The organism is Paenibacillus sp. FSL M8-0228 (genome assembly GCF_038007385.1).
Taxonomy (GTDB): Bacteria; Bacillota; Bacilli; order Paenibacillales; family Paenibacillaceae; genus Paenibacillus; species Paenibacillus polymyxa_D.
On sequence record NZ_JBBOXA010000001.1, the window covers coordinates 4,536,653 to 4,550,767 of the forward strand.

14 protein-coding genes are annotated in these 14,115 nt (G+C 49.9%); 3 read left to right on the forward strand and 11 right to left on the reverse strand.

The window, feature by feature from the left end; all coding sequences use genetic code 11:
* Positions 1-61 precede the first annotated feature (61 nt).
* The 11 genes from MKY98_RS20450 to MKY98_RS20500 all read right to left on the reverse strand — a co-directional run bounded on the left by MKY98_RS20450 (position 62) and on the right by MKY98_RS20500 (position 10,918).
* Complete coding sequence (locus MKY98_RS20450; protein ID WP_029518335.1) at positions 62-1,150, reverse strand: Gfo/Idh/MocA family protein; 1,089 nt, start codon at positions 1,148-1,150, stop codon at positions 62-64.
* Complete coding sequence (locus MKY98_RS20455) at positions 1,147-2,307, reverse strand: hypothetical protein (RefSeq protein ID WP_029518334.1); 1,161 nt, start codon at positions 2,305-2,307, stop codon at positions 1,147-1,149. Before MKY98_RS20455 ends, MKY98_RS20450 begins: the two co-directional genes overlap by 4 nt.
* Positions 2,308-2,324: 17 nt before the next feature.
* Complete coding sequence (locus tag MKY98_RS20460; protein ID WP_069011018.1) at positions 2,325-3,857, reverse strand: hypothetical protein; 1,533 nt, start codon at positions 3,855-3,857, stop codon at positions 2,325-2,327.
* Between the two features lie 49 nt (positions 3,858-3,906).
* Positions 3,907-4,719 (reverse strand): ABC transporter permease, encoded by an 813-nt coding sequence (locus tag MKY98_RS20465; RefSeq protein WP_029518332.1) that lies wholly within the window; start codon positions 4,717-4,719, stop codon positions 3,907-3,909.
* A 1-nt stretch (position 4,720) separates the two neighbouring features.
* The gene (locus tag MKY98_RS20470; RefSeq protein WP_029518331.1) at positions 4,721-5,527 is read right to left on the reverse strand and encodes an ABC transporter permease; all 807 of its coding nucleotides are present in this window, start codon (positions 5,525-5,527) and stop codon (positions 4,721-4,723) included.
* Entirely contained in the window at positions 5,517-6,509 is a 993-nt protein-coding gene (locus tag MKY98_RS20475) for an ABC transporter ATP-binding protein (RefSeq protein WP_029518330.1), read from the reverse strand. Before MKY98_RS20475 ends, MKY98_RS20470 begins: the two co-directional genes overlap by 11 nt.
* 69 nt (positions 6,510-6,578) lie before the next feature.
* The gene (locus MKY98_RS20480; RefSeq protein WP_039272632.1) at positions 6,579-7,709 is read right to left on the reverse strand and encodes a hypothetical protein; all 1,131 of its coding nucleotides are present in this window, start codon (positions 7,707-7,709) and stop codon (positions 6,579-6,581) included.
* Positions 7,702-7,947: an acyl carrier protein gene (locus MKY98_RS20485; RefSeq protein WP_029518328.1), complete on the reverse strand. Its 246-nt coding sequence runs from the start codon at positions 7,945-7,947 to the stop codon at positions 7,702-7,704. The genes MKY98_RS20480 and MKY98_RS20485 overlap by 8 nt, the downstream gene beginning before the upstream one ends.
* A gap of 17 nt (positions 7,948-7,964) precedes the next feature.
* Positions 7,965-9,341, reverse strand: a complete 1,377-nt coding sequence (locus MKY98_RS20490; protein ID WP_069011017.1) for a peptide ligase PGM1-related protein — start codon at positions 9,339-9,341, stop codon at positions 7,965-7,967.
* A 55-nt stretch (positions 9,342-9,396) separates the two neighbouring features.
* A complete protein-coding gene (locus MKY98_RS20495) occupies positions 9,397-10,590 on the reverse strand; it encodes a radical SAM/SPASM domain-containing protein (protein WP_069011016.1) in 1,194 nt (397 codons plus the stop codon).
* A gap of 49 nt (positions 10,591-10,639) precedes the next feature.
* Complete coding sequence (locus tag MKY98_RS20500) at positions 10,640-10,918, reverse strand: acyl carrier protein (RefSeq protein ID WP_013311713.1); 279 nt, start codon at positions 10,916-10,918, stop codon at positions 10,640-10,642.
* Positions 10,919-11,275: 357 nt separating this feature from the next.
* On the opposite strand from MKY98_RS20500, the gene MKY98_RS20505 reads away from it, so the two are divergent.
* From MKY98_RS20505 to nagA, 3 genes are read left to right on the forward strand one after another with little or no spacing between them, the layout of a single operon-like run.
* Positions 11,276-12,142 (forward strand): MurR/RpiR family transcriptional regulator, encoded by an 867-nt coding sequence (locus tag MKY98_RS20505; protein WP_069011015.1) that lies wholly within the window; start codon positions 11,276-11,278, stop codon positions 12,140-12,142.
* A 1-nt stretch (position 12,143) separates the two neighbouring features.
* Positions 12,144-12,872 carry a glucosamine-6-phosphate deaminase gene (gene nagB, locus MKY98_RS20510; protein WP_069011014.1) on the forward strand — a complete coding sequence of 243 codons (729 nt, stop codon included), beginning with the start codon at positions 12,144-12,146 and terminating at the stop codon, positions 12,870-12,872.
* Positions 12,869-14,089: an N-acetylglucosamine-6-phosphate deacetylase gene (nagA, locus tag MKY98_RS20515; protein WP_081317555.1), complete on the forward strand. Its 1,221-nt coding sequence runs from the start codon at positions 12,869-12,871 to the stop codon at positions 14,087-14,089. Before nagB ends, nagA begins: the two co-directional genes overlap by 4 nt.
* Positions 14,090-14,115 lie beyond the last annotated feature (26 nt).

Genomic DNA, 14,115 nt, shown 5'->3' on the forward strand with positions numbered 1-14,115 from the left:
TTGCCTTGATACTCCGTATTTTGCATCATTCGCTTCCCACCGCTCGAAAACACAATCATGCTCATACTGCATAGATCGTCTCGCCCGAGCGTGCTGCTTCATGAATGGCTGCCAGCAGTCTGACGCGTTCCGCAGCCTCGCGAAATGGTATGGGCTCCGCTTCTCCCCGGATGATACCGCAAAAGGTATTCAACTGATTGACATAATAGTTCATAGGCTCGAAAACCGTTTTGGTATACGAAGATGTCTGTGATAACACAGGCAGTGCGTCCGCATCCGCTATATTTGACGCGATATTCTTTTTGATCTCCGTCTTGAGTGTCATTTTATAAAAGCCTAAATTTGCTCGAAAGCAGTCCTTTAAAGTGACTACTGCCGAATCAAAGGTCAGTACATGAGCACAGCGATAAGGGCGCTCGAATGAAAAGAGGGCAGATGCCTCCAATCCACTCGGATAACGGGCTTGCGCACGAAATGTCCAGTCACAGCCATGAGGACCATTGAAATCCGATTGACTGTGGAATTCCGCCTGATCTAATCCAACGACGGCCTGGAGCAATTGGAGCCAGTACACGCCTAAATCCCAAAAACATCCCCCACCCTGCTCCGGACGGGATCTGTAATTGTCCGCATGCCCTTCTTTTGCCGGAATACATAAACTCGTCTCTATGGAGCATAAACGACCATAACGCCCCGATTCTACGATCCTCCGCAGCTCACGCTGCCACGGATGGTGCTGCACCATGACACCCTCCAGCAGGTGAACGTTACTCTGCTCGACTATAGCTGCCAAGGGTGCCAGATCAGCCGTATTCAGGCATAACGGCTTTTCCACCAGCACATGCTTATGGGCCCGTAGTGCTTTGCCAATCCACTCGGCATGCAAGTCGTTGCTGAGTGCAATATATACAGCGTCGATCTCCGGGTCCTTTAGCATATCCTCAGCATGCCGATAAACGACACTGACGCCAAAACGATCTGCCATTTCTCCTGCCTTGGCAACCGTGCGGTTCGCAAGCGCGGTCACGCGTGCCCCTGCAACATGTCGGATCGGTTCCAGCAACGCACGGGGAGCAATGGCAGAACAGCCAATGATCCCAAAGCGAATATCTCGCATCGCAGGCTCTTGCGCAGCCGCCGCAGCGTTCATGACCCCTGCTCCATTCCCGGTGAGCCTGCTAACATTTGGATGCTATTCACATAGGACTCTATATAACGCGGCGTTCGACTGCGCAGCTCTACGATCCTGCGATGCATATCCTCCAGTATCTGAGCACTGCCGTCATAGGTTTGTATCCACGTATCGTACCGCATACCAAGTCCCAGCCGTTCCCATAGATCTGCATTATGCTTTTCATGCACACCAAATGGCTCCAGCATGATGAGTGGAGTGGCTGTAGCGAACGAATCGGTTAGGCTGCCACCTCCTGGCTTGCTGACAATGGCCTGGACATGACAGGCTTGGTCCAGCATGCTATGGTAATCCGGTCCGACCTGATACACGGTCTTCTCGCCCTTTTTCACCTCTCCGAAAGGTGGAAATGTATGCTCCCCGGCTTCATTTCGCTGCCATGTCCTCCACTGCGGATCCATCTGAAAATAGCGTATACTGTCCCGCTGTTCATCCGGTTGATCCTGATCATACAACAGCAGATCCAGCTCCCAGCCCGCTTCTTCTAACCGTCCAACCTTGTCACGGTAGGTGCCCATCCCCCAACCGCCGCCATGTACGAATAAGCGGGATTGCCGTTCTTCAAACGGAACATACTCCACAGCCGGAATATCAATATAGTAGCTGACTCTATTGTTATCATTTTCAAAAAAGGTCGTTTCTCCACAGCCATCTGCAAAATGCGGATTATGCTTGGCTAGATTCTTCCAAGATGGGGAAGGCGTCGAATCCATGTACACGATGTCCACATGCACCGATTCAGGTTCTCTGCGCTTGCGATACTCTTCCAACACATACATCCAATGACCGGATAAGCATATAAAATACCGCCGATCCTCCTCCATCCATTGGTTCAACAGCACTTCCATCGCAGCGAGATCCAGTGAATTACGCATATCCTGCGGAACCTTCTGCGACATTAAGGCCACCGCAAAATTGTCATGGTAAGCTTTGCGGCTTTTGTCGACCTTAAGACGAGCCGATTCCGGCAGTACATTTTCAAATACATGAATCGCCGTATCCATGCCCAGCCTGCGAAGACCCGCTTGCAACAACAAGCCAGGGGTATAAAAGCCCAATCCGAAACCGGAACATAAAATCGTTACCTTCATAAGCTTATCGGTACTCCTACGCATGCTCATACGCCTCCCGTTTAATTCAGCACTGTAAAATGATGCTCTGCCAAAAAACGCTCCAGCTTTGTAGTCAATCGCATTTTTTCCTCATCGCTCACGGCAACCAGTTCCAAATAAAGGCGCCCCTTGCCTCGTGCCCGTTCGCTTCCAGCGGTTTCTTTTTCACCATTCAAGTCCGGCTTAGCCGTGCCATTCCCTTCTGATCCGCCACCGCTGGCCCCAATTCCGCTCACACGAACCTGCTTGGCAGGCGATCTGCCTCCGCGCCCGGTTGCATTTCTGCTTGGCGTGCTTGTATGGCCCACAATCTTGTTCTCGCCATCTCGTCCACCTGTGTTCACATATAACGTATTGGCACCCAGAGGCATGACACCTTCTTCACGTTCACCTGTGAACAGCAATCCTTCACCTTTCAGCCCCTCCAGCAGTTCTTCATAGGATAGACTGCCATCATGGGACAGTGAATAATTCGTCAGCGTGCCACGCATATTTTTTCCGGCCAGAAAAGTATCAAGCTGATGCTTGATCAAGCTCATCGACTTTCTGGCATTAATTTCGATAATAGGCTCCAGCTTCCCACCACGAAGTGTCATGGAATCAATGCAAACATCGCCGTAATAACCATCCTGATACAATTGCCGCCCCACGTCCTGCATTAAGCTAAAATAGCCCTCGCGCTCCAGTCGCTCCAAAAAAGCCCCGTCCGGCGACAAGGATTCCCGATAGGAGAATTGTGTGTTAGCCAGCCATTGTACAGATATGATATCGACACTTCCATTATCACCAATCGTAAATTGGCATGAAAAATCCTGCTCTTTCTCCTGGAAAGGCTCCAAAAGGAAAAGCACCTGTTTGCCTTTGCGCTCCTGTCCACGTAAATACGACACGATCCGGTCCAGCATTTGTGTCGAGGTAATGTGCAGGTTTCCTTTGCCCGATACGCCAAAATCATCCTTGATTAAAAAGCTTCCATCCCGCAGCAGCTTACGCCCCGCCTCAGCGACATCTGCAAACGAAGTCACAATATAACCCGGGTTGCGCAGACCAAGGCTGCGTTTCAGATCAGAGGAATACGTTTTGGCATTTACCTTGCGAATCGTTTCCAGCGGTGGCTGATGTAGTGTTATTCCCCAAGCACGTGCAGCCTCCTCCACATGCGGTAAACCCGCAAACGGGCTAAGCACACAGCCTTCCAGTTGAGGAAATCCCTCTCCGGCATCGGCCTTGCGACTACCCAGCAGTTCAAATACGGAAGCGGTCGATACATTGCCTGCACGCTCCATGCCATCGGTCAAATCCCGTTCGTTGACAGCCGGATGAAAGCCCAACTGCGCGATATACTGACGATGTACGGGCGAAATGGCATAACGGGTCAATAACGCATCTCCCGGCTGGCAAAAGCTGAACAGCAGTTCATCCATGGCTGCTACAATCGCTGAAGAAGCCCGGTCAGGCAGGGCTGGCAGGGAAGCTAACTGGGCATCCCGCCAGTAAGCCTCCGCTTCGAATGTTCCCATATACAAATGACGCTGATTCGGTATCGCATTCATATGATTCGCTTCCTTTCCTGCTTCATTATTGGCCCACTACACGGTAGCGCTACTGACTCGCGCTCGTATAATCACGTAGAGCAAACTGCCATATCAGGCGGATGATCGCCAGCAGCCAGAGAGGTGCGAGAAATGCCCATACCACCAACCCGGGTTCCATTTTGCCGAGAATGAACATGGGCGGAAAATTACAAATGACAAACACCGGAAGCACGAACAAACCGATACGCTGAATCAGATTACTGTACACGGCCATCGGCACATAGTTTGTCTCGAAAATGCTGTTGGACAGCTCCGTAACGCCGTTCGTGCGGATAATCCAGAAGGCCAGCAGTTGGGGGAGCAAAAATACGGAGTATGCCGTAAGCACTCCGCATCCGAGCAGCACAGAGAACCCTCCTGCGGTTTCAAAATTAAACGGCAATCCGAGTCGATACCAGCCGATCCCCGTCATAATTCCGCCGCCAATTACATTTGGCACGGTATAGCCCAGTTCAAATTGACGCAGTGTCACCATAAATTGCAGCGATACGGGTTTGGTCATGAGCACATCCAGTGAGCCGGTACGAATTTTGTCAGGCAGGCTTGTAAAATTACTGTAGAACAATCCACTATAAAATCCGCTCATCATCGTAAACACGCCGATATATAACAATATGGCGTCAGGAGACCAGCCGTTAATGTCCGTCCCGGCGCGGTATGGTACCGATGCGTACAGCAGCTTGATGAGTAAATAAGCCGTTTCAACCAGAAATGCAGTTATAAAATTAATGCGGTATTCCATCTGCGACATGACGGAAAACTGGACAAACTTCCAGTACAGTCTGATGTAGCGCCTAACGTTTCGGAAAACATTTTTCATGTTACCCCCCCACCGAGACAAAGCGTTTGACCCCGGCTTGCCACACCCAGCGTGATAGGGCCGCCAGCGCTACAATCCAGAGCCATTGTACGCCAATGCCTTTAGCGGCTTCCAGTACAGTCAGCTTGCCCGTCAACGCATTCACCGGAAAAAATACGGTGTAGCTGAACGGTAGCAGACTGAACAGACGGGCCAAAACATCTCCAAAAATCGTCAGCGGAAACACGGTACCGCTAGCTACATAAATGACAAGCGACAGCGTATAAAATAGTCCCGCCGACTCCGTCACCCAAAAGGCTATGCCGCTCAACGCATAATAGACCACAAAATTAAGCACAAGCGCTCCCGGCAACGCCAATATGTAAAGCAAGATGTACGATAGCCCGAAGCTGATTTGTCCTTCCAGGCTAAGACATAACAGCAAAATAGCAGCCGCCAGCAGCACGACCGCGGACTGTATGACTTTGCCTCCGATAAACCGGCAAAAACGGTAAGCGAAATAATGCACAGGCTGTACCATGAATTTTGCCAGTCCACCTTCCTTGATATCTGTAGCAATTTCGTATTCAAAGCCCGTAGCAATCAGTTTTCCAGTGACTCCCGCCATGACCACATACACTAGCATTTCTGGCAGAGAATAACCCAGCACTCTTGCTTGTCCCGAAGAACCAAATACAGCTAGCCAGAGAAAAATTTGCGTCATGATGGGCAGCATAAATCCCGCCATTTGGAGCCAATAATTAGCCCGATACTCCATTTCGTTTTGCATGCCGAGCTGGAGTACCTTCACATATTTGTTATTTCGCATCGGCCAGCCTGCCCCCATCGTACAAATTGGCTATCCCCTCTTCCAGCGGGACGTCCTCAATCGTAAAATCAACGACAGGCAGTGCGTCCAAAATCTTTTTGGACCAAGCCAAGGTATCTTCTGCATCCAGCTCGAATACCGCCTCCAGCTCCGAGTTGGAGCGAAGTTTGCCGAGGCTCGCCAACGTTAGGTTGGATACAGGGGTCTCCAGTCGAACCTTGAGCAATTTACGGGCACCGATGACCTCGTTCACCTTGTGTAAGTCTCCGTCATAGACCAATCTGCCCCCGCTGATAATGATGGATCTACTGCACAAATCCTCAATATCCTTCATATAGTGGCTTGTCAGCAGGATGGTCGTCCGGTGCGTGCGGTTATAGGCTTTGAAAAACTCTCGAATTCGCCGCTGAGAAACAAGGTCCAGTCCGATGGTCGGCTCATCCAGCAAAATGACCCGTGGACGATGCAGCAGCGCGGCGATCAGTTCCATTTTCATACGCTCGCCGAGAGACAGCCGCCGAACCTGCACATGAAGCTGCTCCTCCACCCCAAGCAGAGTGACCAGTTCATCCAGTGCCTCTTTATAACGGTTTTCATCGATTTCATAGATAAGCTTGTTCAGCTCGAATGACTCGCTTGCAGGCAAATCCCACCAGAGCTGGTTTTTCTGTCCCATTACAATGGAAAATTGACGTTTAAACTCTTTTTGTCGTTTCCACGGGGTAAAGCCGAGTACCGATGCCTCCCCGTCCGTGGGATGGAGAATGCCAGACAGCATTTTGAGCGTCGTTGTTTTGCCTGCCCCGTTTGGACCGAGAAATCCGACAATTTCCCCCTCCTCAATGCTAAAGCTGACATTTTGCACAGCCTCTTTGGTCAGCTGCTCACGCCTGAACAAGTTTTGCAACGATTTGCGCACGCCCGGCTCCTTTTTGTAGTACGTAAATGTTTTCGACAATTGGTTTAATGTAATGGACGGCAATTAATCCCCCTCCTCTTTCCTCTGTGCAGGACACCTGGATGAACGGTCTGATACGACCGAATGCTTGGACTACTCGGCTGCTTGCTCTGCTAAAATCATCAGTTCCTCCAGCATATGCCGCTGTCTTTCAATTAAATGCAAAGCTCGTTCCGTAATCTCAGGCATCCGATGCTTGCGCAGTTGAAGCCCTGTTTTGTAAATATGCAGATTAAGCTTGTGCCAATCCGCGTACAGCCCCTGTGCCAATTCAATTACATGCTGTGTTTGTGGCCCCAGCGTGGCTTGGTGCAGCAGGCAATAATCAGCTGTATAATCCGTCAAATGAAGAGCACTGCCCAATCGCAGATTGTAATAGATTTCATGACAGTACGTCCGAAAATCCTGATCCTCCATGTCTGCCAACAGACGGAAGTCATCAACAAATGCCCGGTACCCCTCATCTCCCCGCTTGACCTGCTTGCCTGTTACAGCTTTCCCCGTTTGACTGACCGACTCATTAGACGTAGGTACGCCTCTCCAGATGGCTTCGTGTCCAGTCAAATACTGTCGTATATGGTGAGCACACGCAGCATGCATCTCACTTGGCGAAAGCGGGGCAGGCTGCTCCACCAGCCATGCATACTCAATAATGCCCTGCATCAGATCGTCGAGCCGGGCTGAGCCCACATAAGTCATGGCATGTCCCGAGGAATCGAGCAGGAAGCTATCATTCACCTGTGCTGTCCGTTCTTGCAAGTCCAATCCGCACAACTCTATCACGTGGCCCCTTGGGTAATTTTTCACATATACATCGTGATAGGTTAAAGCGGTGCTTGACGTATGCAGCATGGTACCGTAGCCCGATGTGAGTACCCGCAACAGGTCGGTTTCATCACTGACACCAGCGACCCACGGTTCCACCCGAATAACAGGTCCACCACTGGCTGCCATTTCTTGAAGCTGCTCCGGATATTTCTCAGGCCCGAAGCGCTTCAAATCTCCACCATACTCTGCGCACATACTCCCACACAGCATGAATAGCTCGGATTCGGCCATGGTCACCCCGTACCTCCGCAATGAGGTACGCAGGGAAGAATATACACAATGCTTCCCTGGAAGAGCGTTTGCCACTTCTTCTGCACCATAGTCCACAACGGAATTTTGACGAGTCTCCATATCGGATCCCTGCATCAACCTTGTCTTTTCGGCGCCCTTATGCATATTTGCTCAGCAGACGCTCAATGCCTTGCAGTGTAGATAGATGCTCCAGCACTAGATCGTCGTCCTCCATCGTAATATCAAGCTCATTTTCCAACTCTACGATTAATTCCACAGCGGATAAGGAATTCAGCCCCAAGGTTCGCAAATCTTGATCCGGAGTCAACTGTTCCAGCTCGCCCGGAGCCAGCTTCAAAATCTTTTCCAGCAAGGGTACTACATGGTATACATCTGTTTTCATTCTTGATTCCCTCCCATTTATGAGCATCCTAATCCAGCAATGATACCTTCCAATTTGTGTGCATACGCATCAGCTTCCTGCCAGCTGTCTGCCAAAATAAGTGTGAAAATCCGGTTCACATAGCCCCGCTTCACAGGAATACCAGACAATGTACCCGCCGTATACACAAACACCCCTTCTGGACGTTCGGGCGTATAGAGCAAGCCCTCCTCCGCGAGCAGCCCGCACAAGCGGCTGTAGGTGAGAGGTGTGGCGGTAACGTTGCGATAATAACGGGATAATGTTTTGTGCTGCTCTCCCAGGACGGATGACAAAAACGAAATATAGGTAGACAACGTAAATCTACCATTTATCTCAATGACTGGAACCAGCAAACCTTCTTCGTCAACAAAACCGTCAATAGAGGCCATTCCTGTGTATCCAATAGAATAAAGATACGTACCCAGCTGATAGGCGCAGCGTCTCACTTCTTCCTCCAGCGCATCTCCGATCTCAGCCGGCACTTGAGATCCGATATATACGGTGCCGTCCACATTTTGCCTTTTTAGCGAAAACATCGTCACACCACCGCCCTCGTCAATGCAGAGCTGGTAGTTCAGATCCATCTGCTTATTGTGCCAGCGCTCCACCAGCCAGCCGCCGGATGATGGCGACGAGCCGCCAAAGCGCCTCATCACACTCAGCAGCGTGTCCAGCTTGGACAGCTCGTCCAGCATATACATGCCTTGTCCCGAGGCACCGTGCGGCTGCTTGATAATCAGCTTCACAGGTCCATCCGATAAGTCAGCCAGTCTGGCACACTCCCTGCGGATCGCCGATTCGTCTGTACATACAGCGCCTTCGCTGACAGCAAAACCAAGCTTTTGCGCGGTCAGGCGGCTGAATATTTTATCATTCACCTGAGCACTGACCGCGGATGGAGCGCCAATCAACTCTAGCCCGCAAAGCTCCGCAATCGCTTCCTCCTGCGGTGTGACCGCATAGGGGACGAGCCACGCTTTGGCTCCACTGCTGCTGTGGCCTGCATCTGCAACCGTACGCAGTCGTGCCAAAAGCGCCTCATCCGCCAGCACCAGCTCTGAAATCGGCGTTAGCGGATCAGAAGGCTCTGGCACCTCAATACGCGGCAGGCTAAAGCCCAACCGTTGAAGCATGTCCAGAAACGCCTCATCCGGATATTCCCGAAGTACAATGACATCCTGACTTCGACATAGCAGAAGGTTCATTTCCTCCATCCGATTTACGACCTGCTGTTCATCCCGGTCTACCATGCCCCCCTTGCGGGGGGATGGATGCCATACTTGCTCTGCACCGATATTAAACAGCCAAATCAGGACTCCATGGTCCCGTTCATCCGCAAGCGCTTCCACAAGGTTAATTGTTTTAGTCGTCACGACTTATCATCATCCCTCTCTCTTCCATCCAGTAACAAACAACATTCATAGAAAGCTAAATGTATTTCAGAGAGCCTGCCCCGTGCAGATACAATACGCTGCATTTGGAGCACACCGGAGTCAATCCTTCATGATTAATCTTTTGACGGGTTTTCTCATACGCTTCCGAGTTCCATATCTCCTTCAGACTGTGCTCACGCATGCTTCCAATCGTGAACTCACTGAAAAATTTGCAAGGCATGACCTTCCCGTCTGGTAAAATATCTGTTCTGGAGGTGAGCGCCAAACAATGATTGGAACAACGGCTGACCATTTCCTCACCATGTATAAATTTATCAATTTCCTCATAATCCAAACCGGGCTGATAGCGCACGCGAATGTTCCATACTCGCTCATTGATCCGCTGTAGTTCCTGCATCAGAGGATCGATGTTATCCGGGTTGATTTTATATTTGAAAGCATGCCAGCTACTAATATTTTTTTCTTCGAGTTGTCGGAGCCAAGAAAAATTACGTGTAAAATATTCATCCATTTTGAGGGAGGTCTCTTTGGAAATGTACCAGGGGAACGTCAGCAGCACCAGATCCAGCCTTTTGTCCTCCAGCATTTGCAGAAATTCGTACATCCGTCCGATCATGTTATCGTTAATGACCGCATGGACAGTTACCCGTCCCTTGTACAATCCCTGGTCGCGCAGTTCAATCAGCTTATCCATCTGCCGCATTGTTTTTTGAAAGGTGCCTTTACCGCGAATTAGGTCGTGTTCTCTTTCAAAACCTTCAATCGCTATTAATAACTCCAGATTTTCGGACAAATCCAAAATCCGGTCCAAATATTTATCAATAAGTAATCCATTTGTACAAAAGGTCATTTCGCGCCGATCTTCCGCCAGCACGTCCAAAATTTCATCAAAACGCCGATGAAACATTGGTTCGCCGCCCCACATGTACAGTCTGGACTTGGCTTCCTTGGTTTCGCTCAAAATTTGCCGGAGCATGTCTGGAGCAAGATCCATGTTTTGTTCTTCTTTATCCATTTGGTGATGGTAGCCTTCCTCGTTCCATTCAAAGCAGTGCGTACATCTCAGGTTGCAGCGGTTAGTCAGCTTAATGCCGATCGTCTGGGGCATGTCCGTTTTGAAAGCAGGGTCCTGTGTGGCGTTACGGTAAGATACAGAAGCGTTTTTCAGGTTACGCTTGATGAGCTTGAACGCTTTCTCATCAATCAGCACATTGCTTTTGGGCTGCATGCTAACACCTCGTTTAATGGATTTTCAGGCACATGTACCTAGCTGTACGTCAGACCGTCTCCATTCCCTCCAGATGCGGCGCTTGTTCCGCATCGCTGATCCCCTGAATGTAGCTGCAAAACGCATCTACCGAGCTCAAATGCTCCAGTTCAAAGGAATCAAAATCAATCTCCACATCAAATGCATCCTCCACTTGCAGCATGAAATGAACCAACTGCAACGAATCCAGTCCCGCATCATGAATAATGTCCGAATGTCCATCCAGCTTTGCGACCAGTTCAGGATCTTCCTTGACTGCGCTGATCATTTCAATCACTTGGCTTTGCATAGCAAACTCCTCCTTGTGAATGAGATTCTGTTCGTTCCACCCAACGATGCCCTCTGCAAAGAAAGCTCCTAGAAAAATTCCTTCACTGGAACTTTATTCAATTATACTCCTCCAATGAAGAGACAAGTCAATAGGTTGTTTTGTAAGTAAAACTCGCAATATGTAAATTAATGTATGATAACTTCTACAATTTTCGCTGGCTATTTTTTCGCAAAATTTAATAAAAATTCTTCTCACATCTCTTGCATGAGCGACAGAATTATTTTACAATACACGTGAAAATGTTTTTCTTAATATCATTCTTATAAACGATATTTATTTTCACGCAAATACTCTACAGCCAAAGGAGCACAGCTCATGTCCCCCATTCTTCATACATTAGCCCAAAGACTGGAGCTGCTTCCCGTACAGGAGCGCAAGCTGACGGAATCCATCCTGCAATCCCCGGAAGATGTGTTACATCTGGGTATTCGGGAGCTGTCAGAGCGTTGTGGTGTGAGTGCAGCGACCGTTACGCGGTTTTGCAAATCACTACATTTTAAAGGCTATCCCGATTTCAAAATGAAGCTGGCCGCCGAGTTGTCCCATTCCAACCGTAATGGTGAAGAATCCTATCAGGATATTGTCGCCGGAAATTCACTTCCCCGAATCGTGCAAGCTATTCAGGCGAACCACACCGCATCCATTGCAGACACGACCCGACTGCTGGATTACGACAAGCTGGAGCAGGCTATTGCATGGCTGTCAGCCACGAGCCGCATTGATCTCTATGGGATGGCGACATCGTCGATTGTGGCGCAGGATTTTTACCAGAAGCTCATCCGTATTGGCAAGAACAGCACTGCCTTTGCAGATTCACATATGCAGATTACCTCTGCCTCCTCGCTCGGAGTGGGAGATGTCGCCTTTGCCGTCTCTTATTCAGGAGAAACCCAGGAGACCATTGCGGCTCTACGCTGCGCCAAGGAACAAGGGGCCAAGACACTATCCCTGACCTCCTTCGGAAACAACACGCTGGCAGGCCTTGCGGATATTGCGCTATTTTCCTCCTCATTGGAGGAAGGAATGCGACGTGGGGATATGGCCTCCCGCATCGCCCAGCTTCATATCATAGATATTCTGTTTACAGGTATGGTGAGCGCGGATTTTGACAAATATATTCCGAGATTGGAAGGTTCATATCAACAAGTGAGCAAGCTCAAAAAACAACCGGGAGGTCACTAAGATGAACATACGCATTTTGAACAGCCGTGAAGACCTGAACGCTACTGCCGCCGCTGTGATCGCTAGCTTGCTGCAATCCAAACCACAGGCCATGCTTGGCCTGGCCACCGGTAGTACGCCGATTGGCATTTACCGACATCTTGCAGATATGTACCGCAAGGGACAGGTCAGTTTTGCACGCGCCTATTCCGTGAATCTTGATGAGTATGTTGGTCTTCCCCCAGAACATCCGCAGAGCTATCGAAGCTTTATGAATGAGCACTTGTTCCAACATATCGATATTCCGATATCCCACACACGTGTCCCTGACGGGAATGCACTGGATCTGGCAGCAGAATGTGCAGCGCACGAGCAGGCTATTCTGGATCATGGCCCCGTGGATCTGCAATTGCTTGGCATTGGTCATAATGGACATATCGGCTTTAACGAACCTGGTCACAGCTTGGCTGGAGCTACACATGTTGTAGATTTAAAAGAAAGTACGCGCTCGGCGAATGCTCGATTTTTTGGCGAAATAGATGCTGTACCCAGGCAAGCAGTTACGATGGGAGTAGGCACGATTCTTAAGGCGAAGCAAATTATACTGGTGGCTTTTGGTGCGGATAAGGCTGACATTATAAAGCAGGCTTTAACTGGACCCGTCACGACAACGTGTCCGGCTTCCCTGCTGCAATGCCATCCCAACGTACTTATTTTATTAGATCAGGAGGCAGGAGAATGGTTCAATTGAAGTCAGATGAAATGAGTGGTACCGTACCCCAGCTACTGTATGGGCAAGTTGTCGTTGGGAATGACATCATTGAAAAAGGGGTTGTCGTCATTGAGGGGCAATCCATTGTATACGCTGGTTCAGAAGCGAATTTGCCCGCCGATTGGACAGCGTTAGTCTTCGCAAATCAGGAAGAAAGCGCAGCGAAAACCGCCAAAATTGTGCGTTTGGAAGGAGGCTATCTGCTGCCAGGCTTTATTGATATTCATGTTCACGGCGGGAACGGTGAGGACTTTATGGACTCCGATCCGAGGGTGCTGGATACGATCACCTCCTTTCACGGTTCACAAGGTACGACAGCTATGCTGGCTACCACGATGACCGCGCCCAAGGAACAGATTGACCGGGTATTGAGTGAAGTTCACGCATACATGGCACTACCTATGCCCTATGCTCAGTTGGAGGGCGTACATTTGGAAGGACCGTTCATCAGTCCGAAGTGGCCGGGAGCGCAAAACCCGGAACATATCGTGCCACCGAATCTCTCATGGGTAGCAGAATGGGAGCAGCGCTACCCGGGCCTTGTTCGCCAGCTCACGCTTGCGCCCGAACGGGAAGGAGCGCTGGAACTGATTGCATGGCTGCGCAGCCATGGCATTACCGCAGCTCTCGGTCATACGGATGCTACGTATGAAGAGGTTGAACAGGCAGCGACGGCAGGGCTGAACCATGCGGTGCATGCGTTTAATGCGATGACTCCGTTGCATCATCGCAAGCCGGGAGCCGCCGGAGCCGTACTTGCTGATCCGCGCATTGAAGCAGAAATCATCGCGGACGGCATTCATGTGCATCCCGCCGCCATTTCCCTGCTCGCTAGGTTAAAACAGGATCATAATCTCATTCTCATCACCGATGCCATGTCTGCTACTGGTCTCGAAGACGGGAAATATACACTCGGCGATTTGCCAGTGATTGTGCAGGGCGATGTAGCACGACTGGAGGATGGCGTCACATTGGCCGGAAGCACACTAACGATGATTGAAGGCTTCCGGTATTTGGTTCAACACGTGGGTATGAGTATTCCTGCGGCATCACAAATGGCCAGCCTGAATCCGGCTCGATCCTTGCACATTGCTGATCGTACAGGTTCGCTTGAAGCAGGTAAACAAGCAGATATCCTGTTACTGGATGGAGACTTAAAGCTGCAAGGCGTATGGATTAAAGGATTGCGCAAATAATTCAGTTATAGTTATCATTCCCCCAA